This window comes from Bacillus mesophilum (genome assembly GCF_008923265.1).
Lineage (GTDB): Bacteria > Bacillota > Bacilli > Bacillales > Cytobacillaceae > Cytobacillus > Cytobacillus mesophilum.
In genome coordinates, this window is record NZ_WBOT01000006.1 from 130,386 (window position 1) to 148,301 (window position 17,916).

Consider the following 17,916-nt stretch of genomic DNA (forward strand, 5'->3'; position numbering starts at 1 on the left):
TCATGGTGTAAATTGTCCCTATAACACTTGTATGAGAGAGGAAGCAGAAATAGAACAATCACTGCAGCTGAGCTTTTCTAGTAATGCTGATTTATCTTTTCGTGATTTAAAGCAATTCTAGTATCGACGGCACTGCTTCTTTAAGTGAATCTGCTTTTCGATCTGCTTTCGTTTCTTCATTGCCGATAAACACCGTTTTGCAGCCCGCTTTAATCCCTGCTTCTATATCACGTTCATGGTCGCCTACCATGACACTGTTTGCGAGATCAATTTCATATTTTTCAGCGAGCCTTAGAAGCATTCCAGCATTTGGCTTGCGGCATTCACAGCCTTCTTTTGGTTTATGAGGGCAATAGGTAACCTCTGTAATGCTGCCGCCATACTCGCCAACTAACTCTTCCAGCCTGCTATGTATTTCGACCAGCTGTTTTTCCTTCATGAACCCCAAACCAACTCCGCCTTGATTGGTTACGACAAAAATGTCATAGCCGCTTTTTGTAAGTTCTCCAACAGCTTCAGCTGCACCTTCCAGTAAAAAAAGCTGTTCAGGTTTGTTTACAAATTTGACCCGATCTGTCAGAACTTCATTTAAGACACCATCACGATCCAGAAAAATTGCTTGCTTCATATCATCTCTGCTCCTTTCTTTTATCTTATATAGTAACGGCAAATTACATTAAATTCATACACAATCGCACAAGGTTTGTGAATTTAAATAAGCCAGTTCCACCTGCGCTTATGTTTGATAGATATAGTATAAAATTACAAACAAAAAACCGAATGATTAGAGATCACTTCCTAATCATTCGGCTCTATGTTCGTGTTAAATGCTTATTTTCACTCTTACTCGGCAGCTCCGTATAAATCTTCAAGCGGCTTCATAATGATTTTGTTAAGTTCAGCAATGACCATGCTCATGCGCTGTTCTGCTTCCATGAGAGCAGAAATTTTGTCATGCTGCTGTACAAGCGCAACCGCTTTTTGAGCCTGCTCTACTTCTTCCTGACTGATTTCCTGGCCGGACATTTGTTTTTGCTGAAGCTCTAATTGAATGTTGCGGAAGTTATCAAACATTGATTTTGCAGAAGGGTCTGCATTCACTTCATCGTACGCTTTTTTTAATGATGCATATTCTTCGCTCTGACGCACTGTTTTTTCAAGTTCATATGCTGAATCAAATACGTTTACTGCCATAATAGACACTCCTTTTTCTAGCAGCTGGCGCTAATCGGGCGCCTTCCGCTTTTCTTTGTCTAGCTTCAGGCGCTAGGGACTCGAGGTCTTAAGTCATTCCGTCTTGAAGGTTAAAGGACAACCTTCCAGCCGTCTCGCCTTAAGCTTGTCGTCCCTGGGCAAGCGCCTTCCGCTTTTCTTTGTCTAGCTTTAGGCGCTAGGGACTCGAGGTCTTAAGTCATTCCGTCTTGAAGGTTAAAGGACAACCTTCCAGCCGTCTCGCCTTAAGCTTGTCGTCCCTGGGCAAGCGCCTTCCGCTTTTCTGGATACCAAACCACTATAACAGACTGGTTCTTTGAAATCTAATCATATACCTTTAATTCATTAATAGTGCAATAATCCCTTGGACTATTCCAATTATTCCTCCAAGAAGAGCGCCTAAATACGTAATCATTTTCAGCTCGCTCTTAATAATGGAGAAGACCATTTCTTCGAGCCTTGCAACAGAGAATCCGCTTACCTGTTCTTTTACTATTTCTGCTATGCGCAGGCGTTCCATCAGTGTTTCTATTTTTTCTGATAGCTCATTTACACCGAACGCAACCATTTTTGGCGCTATATCATCAACAATAGTGTCATGGTATTTAGCAGTCAGCTCAGAAACAGGTGTATTGTATAGCCTTTCTGCGTTAATAGCTTTCTTTACATATCGTTTGGCCATCCCAACGAGCTTTTCCTTTTCAAATTGATCTTCAAAAAAAGCAGCTTCGCGTTCAAGCAGTTTTTCCCATTCATTTTTTATTAAAGTCGTAATTAGATCTGCCGTTCCTTCACTTTTTAGAAACTTAATGATTTCTGGCTGAATTTTATCAGCAAGATTGATGTTTCCTGCCAGCATTTGCAGCATATTGCCAAACATGCCGTTTCGTTCGCGGACGAAATCATCGACCATGCGCTGAATGCGCGTATACCCATCCATGCTGGAAAAATAAGAAATCCCCTTTTGCAGAATCATTAACGTAATGAGCGGTATTTTGCTGTTTGCTTTTTCAATAATCTCAGCTGGCAAAGCGTCACGCAACGGCTTATCGCGGTATTTGCCCATAAACTGCTCATACTTATTTTCCACGAGTAAGTCGATTTGTGTTTCTGTCTTTTCCACTGCATTTGTAATGCCCATTTTTTCAAAAAGCTGTTCTGGTGTTTGATCTGATGTTAAAAAGCTGCCAAGCTGCTTCTGAACGAGAAGAGTCAATTCAGTTCGAAACTTTTCATTCATAAATTTTTGTTTAATGCTTGCTGGTGTAAGCAAGTGATTGACAACTAGCTTACCCATTTGATCAGCGAGCTCTCCTCTGCGCTTCGGAATTAATCCTGGGGTAAATGGCAGCTGCCATTTTCCAATAAAAACAGGATTATAAGGCTTAAAAAGCATCTTGATCGCCAGATAATTTGTAAAGCCGCCGATTGCAGCTCCAATTCCGGCCATAAGTAAAATGGTTATCGTAATTTGCATTCCCTCTACCTTCTTTCATAAAAGCACAAAAAGTCCACGTAAATCATACGATGCTTTATCAGCTTTTGCCTATTTTTTCATTATACTAACACAATCGAAGACGAGCAAATGAGGAATGTGTATGAGTGTTTCTTTAACCCCTATTACGATTGCAGCACTTAAAACGTTTCAAAATGACCATAAATATATGCATATTAGCCAGTCTCTGGCAAAACACTTGAAAATCAATACTGATCTCCCGCTGAACATAAAGATCGGCAGTACAGTGTTACCTGTACATGTGAGGATTGAAGCGATTGAGACAAATCATATTCACTTTAGCAGTCATATTTTACAGGAGTGGAAAATGGATTCAGCTCCCTTTCAATTGCTTGCCCGTTTTCTGCGGAATCAAAACACGCTTGTGCTAGGTCCTGTGATCGGGATTTTAACCGATTATAAAGAGAAAAATGGAGAAGCGAACTTTCGCTCCATTCATAGCTTTTGTTTAGAATTGCATCAGGCAGCAGCAGATATTGGCGGAATACTGTATGTATTTAAGCTTCAAGACTTCGTAAACGGAGAAGTAAGCGGCTATATTTTTAAAGATGATCAATGGATCAAAACAAGTCTCCCGCTGCCAGGTGTTATTTACAATCGCCTTCACTCCAGAAAACTTGAAGGCAGCCATCATTTTCAAACATTTCGAGAGACCATCAATGAACTGAATATCCCCCTTTTCAATGACCGATTCCTGGCAAAAGATGATGTACATGAGCTGCTTTATCCTGAGGAGCATATGCAGGCCTATATTCCAGAAAGTGCTGTGGCAGATAAGCAAACGATTAAACATTTTCTTGATTTGTATACATGCATTTATCTTAAACCTGTAACAGGAAGTCAAGGGCGCAGTATACTGCGCGTGCATTATTCTGATGGAGTTATTTATAGTGAAGCCTCAACTGCCGGGAAACGGGGAACGGTTAGAGCGTTTAAAGATTATGAACATTTTAGCAGGTTCTTTTCCCACTATTTAACAAAGCAAAGCTATCTTGTTCAAAGAGCTTTATCTCTTAAAACATTCGAAAATCGTCAGCTCGATTTTCGGATCCTTTGCCATAAAAACTATCAAAATATCTGGAAAGCCACTTCTGCCGTTGCCCGGATCTCAGCTGAAGATCAGTTTGTCTCCAATTTAGCGCGCGGAGGAGAAATGGTAAAGCCATTAAAAATTCTTTCAATCTTTACTGAACACAAACAGGCTGTACAGCAGCTCTCACTTATGAAGGAGCTTGCCGTAGAGGTTTCGTCTATCATTGACCAGAAATCTGAAGGGCTCTTTGCTGAACTCGGCATTGATATTGGGTTAGATGAAGAAGGAAAACTGTGGATTATTGAAGCAAATGTGAAACCCTCAAAAAATACAGAGGAGCAGACTAGCAAAGTTCGGCCCTCTGCCCGCGCTGTCATTGAATATTGTTTATCCATGGCGTTTCGCCAAACTGCTAAAGGGGAGGAATAGAAATTGCGATCCATTGGAATTATGACTCTTAGTAAAACGAGTGAAACAACCTATCACACTGAAATGGCAAAGAGAGCATCGGCGTTAAATCTATTATGTTATCGGTTTATTCCGAGCAGCATAAATCCCATGACGGAGAAAGCAGATGGAGAACGATATAATCCTGCGAACGACAGGTGGGAAAGCTGTCAATTTGATATTCCTCCCATACTTTACGACCGCTGTTTTTATTCAGATAGTGTTTATTCAAAGCATAATGCATCGATTGTTAACTGGCTGAAAAAGCGGGAAGATCTAACTTTTATAGGGTATGGCCTGCCGAATAAACTGACATTATACGAACAGCTGCACCATACTGTGCTTAATCCTTATTTACCTGTAACTACAGCATTTATTAGTCCAGATGCATTTATTAAACATTTACAAGATACCGTGCCTGTCGTATTAAAGCCTGCTAACGGCTCTCAGGGACGCGGCATCTATAAAGTAACAAAGCTGAAGGATCATATCTTAATTGAAACAGATAAACAAAATCAGCTTATGACTAAAACCTTTCCTGCCCCGAAAGCAGCATTATGGCTTGAACAGCTCACTGAAAATAATTCTTATTTTTATCAGCCATACTTAGCACTTGTCAATCAGCATCAGGAGCCTTTTGACCTTCGTTTTCTTCTGCAAAAAGATAAAAGTGGAAAGTGGCATCAGGCTGGAAACGGCATTCGAACAGGCAGAAAAAATGGACTCATTTCTAATATGAGTGCAGGCGGATTGGTTTCAAAGACAGATGATTGGCTAAAAACCATACCAGCAAAACAAAGTGCCTTTATCATCGAGGAATTGCAATATATTTTAGAGACCATCCCTGTATTGCTGGAAAAACATTTTCCGCCATTGTTTGAATTGGGCATTGATATAGGGATTGATACAAATGGAGCCATTTGGATCCTCGATATCAATTCAAAGCCCGGCAGAAAAGTAATGCTTACATTGTATCCAGAAAGCTCTGATGATTTATATAAAGCTCCCCTTGTATACGCTAACTATTTAGCTGAAAAGAATCCGCAATCTAAGGAGGACCACCATGAAAAAACAATATCAAATTAGCAGATCTGAGGATTTGCATAATACGATTATTGTACCAAGCAGCCTAAAGCTGCCACAGCAGATGAAAATAACATTTGGCACCCATTCAGCAGAAACCGTAGAAGTAAAATCAGCAGGAAATGAAGGAAGAGTCATCCTTAGCTCTGAGCTTGCGGAACGTTTGTTACTTCCGGATTTAAAGGTGCCTCTTCATTTATTTATTGAAGGAGAGGAAATGGTCATCGGACCGCTAATTGGCATTTTCACTTCCGGATTTACGTCCTTTCCAATGAGACCTATTGGTGATCGGACGATGTTTTTTGCCAAGCTGCTGTCTGTGAAAAGCAACATAGGTGCGATTCCATTTGTTTTTGGAGAACAGCATATCAATTGGGAACAAGGCACGATTAATGGGTACTTTTACTTTAAAGAAGGCTGGATTACAATTGAAGTCCCTTACCCTAATGCCATTTATGATCGCTTGCCGAACCGAAAAACAGAAAGGCAAAAGCAATATCGTGCCGTTAAAGCACGGCTGCAGGAAGAATACTTCATTCCCTGGTATAACCCAGGATTTTTTAACAAACTGGATATCAGTGAACGGCTGCAGCAAACTTCTGTAGAAAAATACTTGCCGGAAACACATCCTTTTACTGCTTTTTCCATCGTTGAAAGAATGCTGGCTGACTATGGTCATGTTTATATGAAGCCAATAAACGGCAGCCTGGGACTGGGAATTCATCAGATTATTTATGATCGCCAGGATGAGGCATATTATTGCCGATATCGAGATAAAAATAAAGAAAATAAACTGCAAAAGTTCAGCAGCCTTGAGGCTTTAAGTAAATACATTTTTAAAAACAGAAATCTTAACAGTATGCTTGTTCAGCAAGGTATTCATTTAATCCGCAAAGAACAGCGGCCCATTGATTTTCGTGTGCATACAAACAAGAATGAACATGGAGAGTGGCAGATTTCTGCTCTGGCAGCTAAGGTTGCCGGCCGGGGAAGTGTGACGACACATGTAAAAAGCGGTGGTGTCATTATGACTGCTGAAGAAATCTTTACAAACAAAGTGGAGCAAAAACAAGCTGTAGATGCATTAAATAAAGCAGCTCTAGAGATCAGCAAAGCCCTAGAAGGAACAGTTGAAGGGCTAATCGGTGAAATCGGTTTTGATCTTGGACTCGACCGTCAGGGAAATGTTTGGCTGTTCGAAGCTAACAGCAAACCTGGCCGTTCTATTTTTAAACACCCTGAACTGAGAGAGTTTGACTTGCTGACCCGGAAGCTCAGCTTATCCTATGCTGTCTTTTTGACTGAAAAGTCCATCACTTCACCTGGGGAAGTTATAAAATGAATGTATTCTATTGCCCTTCTGATAAAAGCTGGTATAGCGATGAAGTCCTGTCATTTGGAAATAGCGGGAAGCCAGTTCAAAGGAGGGAGACAGGGAATCATGAGATGATTCCTTTCTCTCTCTCCTTAAAGGGCAACAATGCTGGCCCCTTAGTCGGCATTTTAACAGGTGAAGATAAACACGGAAACCTTGCCGGCAACGGACCCTTGTTTATGCGGCTGCAGAAAGAGCTCCTGCACCAAGGGGGCGTTTCTATTGTGTTCACCGCAAATCATTTGCAAGAAAACGGTGTAAACGGCTTTCTTTATTTGCCTGCAGAAGATAAATGGATGCCCGTGTCATGTCCATTCCCCCATTTAATTTATAACCGAGCACCATTTCGAAAGCACGAAAATACACAAAGCTTTCATAAAGCTATTACAAATATTCGTAAAATGAATATCCCTTTCTTTAATCCAGGTTTTATTGAAAAAAAAGAACTCTATGAGTTAATCAGTTCCTCAGAGGACTTAGCTCCATATTTGCCGGCCACCTTAACAAACCCTACTGCATCCCAGCTTGAATCACTGCTTCAGCAGTATAAGCGCGTCTATTTAAAACCTTCGCGCGGAGCAAAAGGAAAAGGTATATATGTTGCAGAATGGCGTGAAGACCATGCTATTGCGCTCACATCACACACTGTGCAATCACTCTATCCCTCATTTCAACTATTTTGGAAAGAAACAGAAAGCCAGTTTAAATATAAAGATTATATCGCTCAGGAAGCCATTTCTCCTGCTTTAATACACGGCTCCCGCTATGACTTTCGTATACTCGTGCACTACGCTGATCACAGCTATAAAGTGACAGGAATTGGGCTGAGGGCCTCTAAATCTCAGCAGATTACCACACATATACCGAATGGAGGAAAAATTCTTCCTTATACTCTCATTCAAACAAAGCAACATGATCAATTCATTGAGGATATTGCTGCAAAGCTCGGATACCTCCTGTCTGAATCGTACGGTTTTTTCGGGGAATTCTCTATAGATGCAGGCATTTCAGACACAGGAGATTATTATATTTACGAGGTCAATTCCAAACCAATGAGTTTTGATGAAGAAGAAATTGAATCAAAAAGAATTCAGCAGCTTTGCGCCCTGTTCTTTAAAGAGACTGGATTTAGATCAATTCAAAAAGAATGAAATAAAGCCAGGCGAAACTTCCGCCTGGCTTTTTTGCAGCTTTATCTTTAGGAACGCTTTGAGTTTGTAAAGGATTGAAACTGCTGTTTTAATTTTTGACGAGCGTCTTTATTTCTCATTAAGTAAGCTGCTCCTAATGCTACGGTTGTAAATGCTAATTTATTTTTCATAAAAGAATCCCTCCTGTATATATCGTGTTCTTTATATTCCCTCTATTTTAAAAAACAAACACTTGTTACCCAAAAGCCATGACTATCTGTAAGTTTCCCTGAGAATCCGCCGTTTAATCTGCTTAAAAAGAAAAGTTTATTCCCTTGTATTTAATGGTTGGGATTTCATTTGTAAGCAGTTACAATAAAATAAAAGGGGGAATAATTATGCTTCAGCATTTTCAATTTAAACCTTTATACAATAGTTCACAGCTTCCAGGATGGACCATTCATTTTTATTTTGAAAAACAACGGTATGATGGTGTTTATCATCAGGATGGCACAATTGAATGGACACATTCCGAACCTCCTGCACAGGATCTCGATAAAATTAAATCGCAAATTCATGAATTAATGCTTTTTCATGTATACGAATAGGCTTTATCTTTTTTTCAAAGGCTATGTTTAAGCACTTCTGAGCATATGATGATTGCTCAATGCTAATTTGCCCTTCTAAAAAGGAGTTTTTTTAATGAGCAAACATAAAAAGAAAAATATGCCGCAAGACCTGCAATATGAAGGAAAAGACAAAGTTTATATGGACGTTGATCGTATGATCAATGAAGGTTTATCAGGCGGATCCGTTCATAGAAAAGATGAGTTTGCCAACATTGAGGAAGCTGTTGATTTCCCGGAAGAAACTCCGCCGCATAATTCTGAATTGAATCTATAAGCGAAAAAGGACATTTGAAAAATCTTCAATGTCCTTTTTTTGTATGCTAAAAAGGTACACTAACCTTAAAACGATTTCATACCCAAGGTTATGCTATAATTTTTTAAAAAGGAAAATCGAGGTTTTATCATGCTCTTAAAAATACATCGTCATTATCCAAATTCAATCCTAGCTGATGCTATACAAAATAATAGCCATTATCACTGGTTTCAAGAGGGCGCTCAATGGCTTGGCATTCCTTCTGCCGATCTGACAGCAAATGAGCTTCATTTACTGCAAACCCTCTTTACTCCCCAAATCCCCAATCTGAATCATTCACCTGCTGCCGAGTCTTGGCGACAATTTTTAACCGAGGACGGGGCATTTCCACAGCATTTGAAAGATGCAGACTATCGAATTATTCACTTTGCTGTTACAAAAGGCGACTGGACACCCTACGATTTTGAAACAGCCTTTAAAGGGTTTTTTCACCAAAGTATGATCATGTTTTGGAAAAATGACTTCGAAGGCGCCATTATTGAAGAATATAATCATCACTCACCTCAATCAGATGAATTTGAAGGAATCTGCCATGCGATTGAGAGTGATTTCTTAACAGATCTAGCATTATACATTGGCACACCTCAGCCAGTTACAAAAGATTTACCAAGAAACTTTCAGCATGATCAAAACATATTTGAAACAGCCAAAAAAGGAAACCAAGCTGAAAAGATCTTTACATTTGAGACTCTTCTTCCCGTCCTGCTCATTAATGAAATGCCAGAATACATACGGAACAGTCTGCTGGCTAGATTTTCATTTCTTTTGGATGACCAAGAACTATTAACTACTATAATGGTCTTTTTGAATAATGGATCCAATGCTTCCATGACTGCGAAAAAATTATTTATTCACCGCAACACATTGCAGTACAGACTGGATAAGTTCAGTGAAAAAACAGACATAAATTTAAAAGACTTTAAACAGGCATCTACCGTTTATCTTGCCTGTTTGTACTTAAAGCAAAGCAGCACAGAATAACCTTCACTATTCGGTTTTGGCAATTGTGTATAGCATTTAAAAGTTTTTTCAGCACATTGCATAAAACGCTTTCATATTCTTTGTGCAAGTTTCCCATATGGTTTTAGAAACGAGTGTTTTACAATAAACGTATCTAAGACAGGGAGCTGATTTACATGGCAGAATTGAAATTAGACCATATTTACAAAATTTATGATAACAAGGTAACTGCTGTAGAAGACTTTAACTTGCATATTAAAGATAAGGAATTTATTGTCTTTGTTGGACCATCTGGATGCGGAAAGTCCACTACACTTAGAATGATTGCAGGGCTGGAAGAAATTTCTCAAGGTGATTTTTATATAGATGATAAGCGTGTAAACGATGTTGCTCCTAAGGACCGTGATATCGCAATGGTATTCCAGAACTATGCATTGTATCCGCATATGAGCGTATATGACAATATGGCTTTTGGATTAAAGCTGCGCAAGTTTCCAAAGGAAGAAATTGATCGACGTGTGCAGGATGCAGCAAAAATTCTTGGACTTGAAGCCTATTTAGAACGAAAGCCAAAGGCATTATCAGGCGGTCAGCGCCAGCGTGTAGCACTAGGGCGTGCTATTGTCCGGGATGCTAAGGTATTCTTAATGGATGAGCCGCTTTCAAACCTGGATGCCAAGCTTCGTGTACAAATGAGAGCAGAAATTGCCAAGCTTCACCAGCGTCTGCAAACAACTACAATTTATGTTACACATGACCAAACAGAAGCAATGACGATGGCGACTCGCCTTGTGGTTATGAAGGATGGCATCATTCAGCAAGTCGGAGCACCAAAAGAAGTATACGAAAAGCCTGAAAATGTTTTTGTCGGCGGCTTTATTGGCTCACCTGCTATGAACTTTTTCAACGGCAAGTTACAAGAAGGCAAATTCCATATTGGCGATGTTGCCCTGGCTGTTCCAGAAGGAAAATTAAAGGTTCTCCGTGAACAAGGTTATGAAGGAAAAGACATTATTTTTGGCATTCGCCCTGAGGATATTCATGATGAGCAGCTCATGATTGATTCATTCCCAGAGACTACAATTTCAGCGAAAATTGATGTTTCCGAATTAACAGGAGCTGAAACGATGATTTACGCCAGCCTTGCAGGTCAGGATTATATTGCGCGTGTTGATTCCCGTTCCGATATTAAACCAGGACAGACCCTGCAGCTTGCATTTAATATGAACAAAGGTCATTTCTTTGATGCTGGCACTGAACAGAGAATTCACTAATTTAGATTAATGTAAAAGAAATCCCCGGGTTCATTCATCCGGGGATTTTTTATTTAAAACTTTTTATATTTAGTTCTATTGAAGATTTGCTTTCATCATGCGTGCAGCCGCCGCAGGGTCTTTTGCACCTGTCAGAGAGCTGCCAGCGATGATGATATCCGGCTTGTGCCCGGCAATTTCACGTACGTTATCGAGATTAATTCCACCTGCCACTGCCACTTTAAAATCAAAACCTGACACAAGTGAAAATAGTTCTGTGTTAAACTTTCCAACCGTCTGCTGATCTTTTCCAACATGCAAGCTTACAAGCTGAACACCAAGCTCCTTAAGCTCCTCTATTCTTGCTCTTGAATGAACCTCCAGTAAATCGACCATGACCTGTTTACCCATTTCATGTGCAGCCTGCATGGTGTCTTTTATCGTCACATCTGATGAAAATGCCATCACTGTCGTCATATCTGCACCAGCTTCAAAGGCTTGACGAGCTTCGTGCTTACCTGCATCACATGTCTTCATATCAGCAAGAATTAATTTTTCTGGGAAAAGAGTGCGCAATTCACGAATGAGGGACATTCCATACTCTTTAATAACACCTGTTCCAACCTCAATAATATCAACGCTCTCCACTGTTTCTTTCGCAATGGTGATACACTTTTCTTTTGTTAATCGATCTAATGCCAGCTGTAATTTCAATATAACACCTCGTTTAGCTTCCGTTCCCAACTGTCAGTACCCGAGACTGCTGCAAATCTATTATCTTTCAATCCGTTCCACTTCTCCAAGTCTAGCTTGAACATCATGCAAATACGGCAACCCTTCATTATCACCCTTAACAGAAACAACCATGGAACCAATCGTATTTGCAAAATGAAGGATCTTCTCAAGAGGCCATTGAAATAAAAATCCATATATGAAACCTGCATTGAATCCATCCCCTGCTCCAACTGTGTCAACAACCTTTGCCGCTTTTACTGGGGCTGCATTCACTGTTTTACCCTCCATGTACCCCACAGAGCCTTTATCGCCTCGCTTTATTGCAATCACTGAAATACCTAATGCCTTTACTTTTTCGATAATAATGGCAGGATCCTTTTCGCCGAGAATAATCTCCATTTCTTCATCGCCAGCCAGCAAAATATCAACTTGTGGGAGGATTTCCAATAACACTTTGCGTGCCTCTTCTTTACTCCACATACGAAGGCGAATATTGGGATCAAATGAGACTTTCACGCCATTTCTTTTCGCCAATTCAATCGCCTTCTTAATCACTTCAATATTTCTCTCGCCTATTGCAGGGTAGATTCCTGTAATATGAAGAATTTTTGCCTGGCTGATATACGTTTCATCTAAATCCTGCCCCGTCATTGTCAATGTCGGTGACTTATCACGGTAGAAAAAGGTACGTACATTGCCATCCTCCATAATCTCTTTGAAATTAACGGAAGTCGGATAGCCGTCTACAAATTCTACTTCTGAAACATCGATGCCTTCTCCGCGGGCATAATTTAGAATGTACCTTCCAAATTCATCATTCCCCAGTCTGCTAATGAAGCCAGCTTTTAAGCCAAGACGGGCACAGCCCATTGCTGTGTTAAGCTCTGCACCGCCTATTCTTTTCTCAAAACTGTTTACAAACTTCATCGGACCTGTTGCTGTTGGGTTAAATGCGATCATCGCTTCCCCAATCGTAATAATATCCATCGTTGAAGCCTCCAGACTTTTCTCTCCCGATTCTTTCTCTTAGAGAATACTACTCTTGCTTTTTTTGAAACAATTCGATTTCTCCGCTCCTGGCAACAATTACTTTGTCTGCCATATCTGCAAAAATCCCCGTCTCTACTACTCCAACCAATGTAACTAATTTTCCATGTAATGCAGCAGCATCATCGATCTGGCCAAAAGAACAATCAAGGATGTAGTTTCCATTATCACTGATAAATATTTCCCCATCTTTTCTTCTTAAGACTGGGTCACCGCCTAGATTTTTAATATATTGAGCAGTGACTTCAAAACCAAATGTCAGAACCTCAATCGGGAGCGGAAAACGGCCTAATGCGGAAACCACTTTTGATGAATCGGCAATAATAATCAGCTCATCTGCGCAAGCATCAACCACTTTTTCACGGACGAGTGACCCGCCGCCTCCTTTAATCAAATTCAAAGAGGGATCAATTTCATCAGCTCCGTCAATTGCCAAATCGATATGTGTGGTAACTGAAAAATCTACTAGCGGAATACCCAATTCTGCAGCCAGTTTCTCCGTCTTTTTCGATGAAGGAATTCCTTGTATTTGGAGCCCTTCTTGAACCCGTTTCCCAAGCGCATGAAGCATGAAATCAACGGTTGATCCTGAGCCTAAACCAACAGTCATGCCATTTTTCACATATTTCACAGCTTCCTCTGCAGCTAAGCGTTTATCGTCCATCTTAATCAATCACTCCTCAAACATTTAACTTAGAATAATCCCGGATTAATCGCTTTCGGAATAAAGAATGCAATCTCTGGGAAAAACGCGATAAACAGCAGGACAATCAGAACGATTGCAATATACGGGATGACAGCTACAAATGATCTTTCGATTGACATATCGCCAATTTTTGCTGCCAGTAATAGACAGAGCCCATATGGCGGTGTAATCAGCCCAATTGCTAAGGTGATAACAACAATAAGTCCTAAGTGAACTGGATCCATTCCAAATTCTAATGCTGTCGGCAGAATGACTGGCACAAATAATATCATCGCTGGAATTGCATCCATAAAAGTGCCAATGAAAAGGAAGAATACGATCAGAATAATAATGAACAGCCATTCTGAGCCAACATTATTTGTAAAAAATTCTTGCGCTGCTGTTCCCAGCTGATAATAACTCATCAATTCACCAAGTGCACTCGCACATGCTAAAGCAAATAAAGACAATGAACTTAATGCAAGTGTATCCATTAAAATCTTCGGCAAATCTTTTACTTTTAGCGTTTTATAATAAAACATACAAACAAGTAAAGTATACAGTGAGGCTACTGCAGCAGCCTCTGTAGCTGTAAAGAAGCCCGTTACGATTCCTCCAATAATAATAATTGGCGTCAGCAGGGCCGGAATCGCTTCAAGGAACAGCCTGGCGAATTTTTTAAACTCTACTGCTTTAGAACGTGGATAATTTCTTTTCACAGCAAGTATATAGACAAAAAGCATCATGCCTAAACCAATTAAAATTCCTGGTACAATACCGCCTAAGAATAACGCACCAATACTAGCGTTTGTTAATCCGGCAAAAATAATCATTGGAATACTTGGCGGTATAACAACTCCTACCGTAGAAGATGCAGCTGTTACACCCACAGCAGTTTCTTTGTCATAGCCTTTTTTAAGCATGCTTGGAATGAGAATTTTTCCAACACCTGCTGTATCTGCCTGAGCCGCACCTGAAACACCAGCAAACATCATGGAAACAAGAATATTAGCATGTGCGAGACCTCCGCGGATCGGTCCCACAATCGCGAGTGCCAGATTAATCAGTTTTTCGGAAATTTTTCCTGAGTTCATTAAGTTGGCTGCCAGAATGAATAATGGTACCGCTAACAAAACAAAGGAATCGAGACCATTGACCATTTTCATTGGTACAGTGGCTTCAGGAGTGTATGGGATTCCTGTTATGCCGAGAAGAGCAACGATCCCTATGACAAAAGCAATTGGCACACCAATTAGCATTAAAATAATAAATAAGCCAAGCAGTAAAAATCCCATTACGCTCTTACCTCCTTCTCTTTAAGAGATTGGATGTGATTCAGCAAATGTGAAAGAGAATAAATCAGCATGGTACCTGCCATAACAGGGATGGCAAGCCAAATGTAGCCCATTTGCATTTCAGGGAATGTTGCCCATGTGTAATTCCAAAATTCCCTAACGACAATGATTCCCAAAAAGAAAATACAAACGTTAAAAGCAATTAAGACAAGATCATTAAAGATATTAAGAAAGGCTCTATTTTTTCCTTTTAATTTTCTCTGGAAAAAATCAAAATTAAAGTGTTCACGACGGTTGACCATAACGGCCGCACCCATAAACATGGCCCAAATAAACGAATAATTAGCGACTTCTTCTGTCCATAAAATCGATATGCCTAAATGCCTTGTAACAATTTGCAATAAGATAACCGCAAAGAACACCGTTAAGAAGACGATTCCGAGTGTCATTTGGATTTTTTCAAGTGTCTGAACAAAACGTTTCATCCCGATCCCCCCTTTGGATTATTCCAGGTCAACAATTTTCTGAAGCAGCTCTTCTACTTCAATTTCCTTTGCAAAATCTTCTAGAATTGGTCGAGCGATATTAATAAATGGCTGTGTATCTATTTCATTAACAGTCGCACCTTCAGCGATAGCCTTTTCCTTATACTCAACATCTTGGGCATTCGTAGCATCACGCTCTGCTTTCACCGATTCTTCCGCTGCTTTTAAAATAATTTCTTGTTGTTCTTTTGAATATTGATCAAATTTCTCCCCATTGATTAATAGAAACCTAGTTGTATAGTCATGACCTGTTTCCGTGATATACTTTCCATTTGGTGTCGTATGGTGAGATTGCTGAACAAAAAACGGGTAAGCGTTTTCAGATGAATCAACAACATCCTGCTGCAATCCTTGATATAGTTCTCCCCATGAGATTCCTGATGGAATGGCTCCAGTTGCTTCCCAAAAATCAGAAACGACACCAGACGTTTGCGTTCTTAATGAAACACCTTGCAGGTCCTCAACAGCGTTAAGCGGTTTCTTTCCATAATAATGGCGGACACCAGCAGACCAATAGCCTAACAGTTTAAAAGAATTATTGGATTTTTCATTGATAATATCTCCCATCTCTTTCCCAATCTCACCATCCACGACATTTAGCCAATGATCATAACTGGTAAACAGATATGGAGCAGAGAATAAATCAACTTCCCTAATTCCGGTTTGAGTCATAAATCCAGGAGAAACAAGAACTACATCCGCTGCACCTAACTGAAGCTTCTCAACCAGCTGTGATTCTTCTGTACCAATTGTCCCAGCATGGACTTCAACTTCTATACTTCCGTTTGATTCACGTTCGGCCACTTCTTTGAACTTTAGCATGCCAACCTGATATGGGTTATCTGGAGAGGTTTGATTATGCGCTGCGATAATTTTTATTTTGCCGTCTCCATCGCCATCAACTTCATTGCTGCTGCAAGCAGCCAAAATACCAATGGTCATACTAATAAGTAATAGTAAAGTAAATTTGTGTTTCAGCATGTTTCTTTCCCCCTTGTCGTCATCGTTCATCCAAACTATTCTAAATTTGCATGTTTCTGATTTAAACTATGATGGCTTTTTCCTTCAGGCTGCTGCTCAAGCAGATAAACCACAATCGCATCTAAAAGCAGATGTGCTGCCTGATCGAATTGACTTCCAAGCGGCTGAATCGTCTCTGGCTCTGTGGCAAGACGTTTTTTTGTTGCAGCAGGGATCACAACTGTACACTCGCTGAATTCTCCTATAACGGAATTTTTGTTCGTCGTCACTAACGCTACTTTTGCATCAATTTCTTTTGCTTTTTTAGCATATTGCACTAATGTGCCTGTGCTGCCGGAACCGGAAATTGTCAGCAGCACATCGCCTGTTTCAATACTTGGTGTAATGGTTTCACCGACTACGTAAACAGGATATTCGCTATGCATGAGCCTCATGGCAAATACTTTCCCGACCAGCCCCGAACGGCCTGTGCCTGCAATAAAAATTCTCTTTGCGTTTTGCAGAACATCTGCTAACTGCGTTGCTTCCTTTTCGTCAATCCGTGCTAATACGCCAGAAATTTCACCAGCAACCGTATCAATGATTCTTTTCATCATGTTCACCTCTAATATTTATAATGATTCTCTTTGTATTAACGTTGGTTCAAAACGATAAATTTCTGCTTGATTTGGCTCTTCTTTCTCCTGAATTCTTTTAAATAAAAGCTCTGCAGCCTTCTCACCCATTTCAAAAGCAGGCTGAGCCACAGTCGTCAGACCTGGATTGTAGATATCTGCGAAAGAAACATCATCTATTCCAATCAGTCCGATATCTTTAGGGATACTGAGCTTATTTTTCTTCACATAAGACAGAAGTTCCATTAAACTGCGGTCATTTGTTGCCAAAATTGCTTTTGGCGGATCACTGAGCTGGAATAAATGGTGTATTAGACTCTGCATGTCTGTCGTCTTTCCACTCACAATAAATTCTTCCCGAATAGAAAGCTGATGGTGCTCTAACGCTTTCTTATATCCGCTCAATCGCTCCACCCTTGGTGTAACGTCTGGCTCAATTGGCGGAGATAAAACCGCAATTTTTGAATAGCCGTGCTTTACGAATGAATCTACTGCCAGGAAAGAGGCTTTCTCGTTATCAAGCAATACAGTATCCGTCTGCAATCCATTAATCAGGCGATCAATAAATACGACAGGGTAGTTCTCAGAGATTAACTCTTGATATTGCTCAACATTCTTCCCTGTTGGAAACAATATGAGGCCATCAACTTGCTTGGCTCTTAACATATCAATATACTTCTTTTCTTTTTCTGGCTGATCATCTGCATTGCAGATAATTACGTGAAAATCCTTCTCATTGCAAACATCTTCAATTGCCCGTATTACCTGAGTTGAAAAAACATGCAAGATGTTCGCGACGATCACACCAATCGTGGTAGTCGATTTTTGTTTTAAACTTCTTGCCAAAATATTTGGTTTATAGCCCAGTTCATTAATCGTTTCTTCAATACGAATTTTTGTTTCTTCTCTCATATAATCAAAACGCTGATTTAAATATTGAGATACCGTGCTTTTTGAAACACCTGCATGCTTTGCAACATCTGCAATTGTAACTTTCTTCATTCCAATTTCTCCTAGTTATATGAATTAAATCGGTTTACTAAATCGGTTTAGTGAAATTATA

20 protein-coding genes are annotated in these 17,916 nt (G+C 40.0%); 8 read left to right on the plus strand and 12 right to left on the minus strand.

Annotated elements, in window-relative coordinates:
• Nucleotides 1-106: 106 nt before the first annotated feature.
• The 3 genes from F7732_RS17375 to F7732_RS17385 form a co-directional block, all read right to left on the minus strand.
• Nucleotides 107-628: a D-glycero-alpha-D-manno-heptose-1,7-bisphosphate 7-phosphatase gene (locus F7732_RS17375; RefSeq protein ID WP_151575344.1), complete on the minus strand. Its 522-nt coding sequence runs from the start codon at nucleotides 626-628 to the stop codon at nucleotides 107-109.
• Nucleotides 629-843: 215 nt separating this feature from the next.
• Nucleotides 844-1,194, minus strand: a complete 351-nt coding sequence (locus F7732_RS17380; RefSeq protein ID WP_151575346.1) for a YlbF/YmcA family competence regulator — start codon at nucleotides 1,192-1,194, stop codon at nucleotides 844-846.
• A 355-nt stretch (nucleotides 1,195-1,549) separates the two neighbouring features.
• Entirely contained in the window at nucleotides 1,550-2,689 is a 1,140-nt protein-coding gene (locus F7732_RS17385; protein WP_151575348.1) for a DUF445 domain-containing protein, read from the minus strand.
• Nucleotides 2,690-2,810: 121 nt separating this feature from the next.
• Here F7732_RS17385 and F7732_RS17390 point away from each other — a divergent pair, with 121 nt between their 5' ends.
• The 4 genes from F7732_RS17390 to F7732_RS17405 are packed head-to-tail and all read left to right on the plus strand — an operon-like array spanning nucleotide 2,811 to nucleotide 7,817.
• Entirely contained in the window at nucleotides 2,811-4,190 is a 1,380-nt protein-coding gene (locus F7732_RS17390; protein ID WP_151575350.1) for a YheC/YheD family endospore coat-associated protein, read from the plus strand.
• 3 nt (nucleotides 4,191-4,193) lie between these two features.
• Nucleotides 4,194-5,294 (plus strand): YheC/YheD family endospore coat-associated protein, encoded by a 1,101-nt coding sequence (locus F7732_RS17395; RefSeq protein WP_151575352.1) that lies wholly within the window; start codon nucleotides 4,194-4,196, stop codon nucleotides 5,292-5,294.
• Entirely contained in the window at nucleotides 5,272-6,633 is a 1,362-nt protein-coding gene (locus F7732_RS17400) for a YheC/YheD family endospore coat-associated protein (RefSeq protein ID WP_151575354.1), read from the plus strand. Before F7732_RS17395 ends, F7732_RS17400 begins: the two co-directional genes overlap by 23 nt.
• On the plus strand, nucleotides 6,630-7,817 hold the full coding sequence (locus F7732_RS17405) for a YheC/YheD family endospore coat-associated protein (RefSeq protein WP_151575356.1): 1,188 nt from the start codon (nucleotides 6,630-6,632) through the stop codon (nucleotides 7,815-7,817). Before F7732_RS17400 ends, F7732_RS17405 begins: the two co-directional genes overlap by 4 nt.
• Before the next feature lie 47 nt (nucleotides 7,818-7,864).
• Here the strand turns inward: F7732_RS17405 and F7732_RS23290 are convergent, their stop codons facing one another.
• Nucleotides 7,865-7,987 (minus strand): hypothetical protein, encoded by a 123-nt coding sequence (locus F7732_RS23290; RefSeq protein WP_257298207.1) that lies wholly within the window; start codon nucleotides 7,985-7,987, stop codon nucleotides 7,865-7,867.
• 207 nt (nucleotides 7,988-8,194) lie between these two features.
• Between F7732_RS23290 and F7732_RS17410 the strand changes: the two genes are divergently transcribed.
• From F7732_RS17410 to F7732_RS17425, 4 genes are all read left to right on the plus strand, one after another.
• Entirely contained in the window at nucleotides 8,195-8,404 is a 210-nt protein-coding gene (locus F7732_RS17410) for a YheE family protein (protein ID WP_151575358.1), read from the plus strand.
• Nucleotides 8,405-8,498: 94 nt separating this feature from the next.
• A complete protein-coding gene (locus F7732_RS17415; RefSeq protein ID WP_151575360.1) occupies nucleotides 8,499-8,699 on the plus strand; it encodes a hypothetical protein in 201 nt (66 codons plus the stop codon).
• A gap of 129 nt (nucleotides 8,700-8,828) precedes the next feature.
• Nucleotides 8,829-9,719 carry a PucR family transcriptional regulator gene (locus F7732_RS17420; RefSeq protein ID WP_151575361.1) on the plus strand — a complete coding sequence of 297 codons (891 nt, stop codon included), beginning with the start codon at nucleotides 8,829-8,831 and terminating at the stop codon, nucleotides 9,717-9,719.
• A 155-nt stretch (nucleotides 9,720-9,874) separates the two neighbouring features.
• The gene (locus F7732_RS17425; protein ID WP_151575363.1) at nucleotides 9,875-10,972 is read left to right on the plus strand and encodes an ABC transporter ATP-binding protein; all 1,098 of its coding nucleotides are present in this window, start codon (nucleotides 9,875-9,877) and stop codon (nucleotides 10,970-10,972) included.
• Between the two features lie 75 nt (nucleotides 10,973-11,047).
• Here the strand turns inward: F7732_RS17425 and hxlA are convergent, their stop codons facing one another.
• Genes hxlA through F7732_RS17465 form a run of 8 tightly spaced genes read right to left on the minus strand, consistent with a single transcriptional unit; the run spans nucleotide 11,048 to nucleotide 17,855 of the window.
• Entirely contained in the window at nucleotides 11,048-11,665 is a 618-nt protein-coding gene (gene hxlA, locus F7732_RS17430; RefSeq protein WP_151575364.1) for a 3-hexulose-6-phosphate synthase, read from the minus strand.
• A 60-nt stretch (nucleotides 11,666-11,725) separates the two neighbouring features.
• Entirely contained in the window at nucleotides 11,726-12,673 is a 948-nt protein-coding gene (locus F7732_RS17435; RefSeq protein ID WP_151575366.1) for a sugar kinase, read from the minus strand.
• Between the two features lie 49 nt (nucleotides 12,674-12,722).
• Nucleotides 12,723-13,397, minus strand: a complete 675-nt coding sequence (gene rpiA / locus F7732_RS17440; RefSeq protein ID WP_151575367.1) for a ribose-5-phosphate isomerase RpiA — start codon at nucleotides 13,395-13,397, stop codon at nucleotides 12,723-12,725.
• Between the two features lie 29 nt (nucleotides 13,398-13,426).
• Nucleotides 13,427-14,713, minus strand: coding sequence for a TRAP transporter large permease (locus tag F7732_RS17445; RefSeq protein WP_151575369.1), 1,287 nt, complete (start codon nucleotides 14,711-14,713; stop codon nucleotides 13,427-13,429).
• Nucleotides 14,713-15,198, minus strand: a complete 486-nt coding sequence (locus tag F7732_RS17450) for a TRAP transporter small permease (protein ID WP_151575370.1) — start codon at nucleotides 15,196-15,198, stop codon at nucleotides 14,713-14,715. The genes F7732_RS17445 and F7732_RS17450 overlap by 1 nt, the downstream gene beginning before the upstream one ends.
• An 18-nt stretch (nucleotides 15,199-15,216) precedes the next feature.
• Entirely contained in the window at nucleotides 15,217-16,239 is a 1,023-nt protein-coding gene (locus tag F7732_RS17455; protein WP_151575372.1) for a TRAP transporter substrate-binding protein, read from the minus strand.
• Between the two features lie 35 nt (nucleotides 16,240-16,274).
• Nucleotides 16,275-16,832 (minus strand): 6-phospho-3-hexuloisomerase, encoded by a 558-nt coding sequence (hxlB, locus tag F7732_RS17460; protein WP_151575373.1) that lies wholly within the window; start codon nucleotides 16,830-16,832, stop codon nucleotides 16,275-16,277.
• An 18-nt stretch (nucleotides 16,833-16,850) separates the two neighbouring features.
• The gene (locus F7732_RS17465; protein WP_151575374.1) at nucleotides 16,851-17,855 is read right to left on the minus strand and encodes a LacI family DNA-binding transcriptional regulator; all 1,005 of its coding nucleotides are present in this window, start codon (nucleotides 17,853-17,855) and stop codon (nucleotides 16,851-16,853) included.
• Between the last annotated feature and the right edge of the window lie 61 nt (nucleotides 17,856-17,916).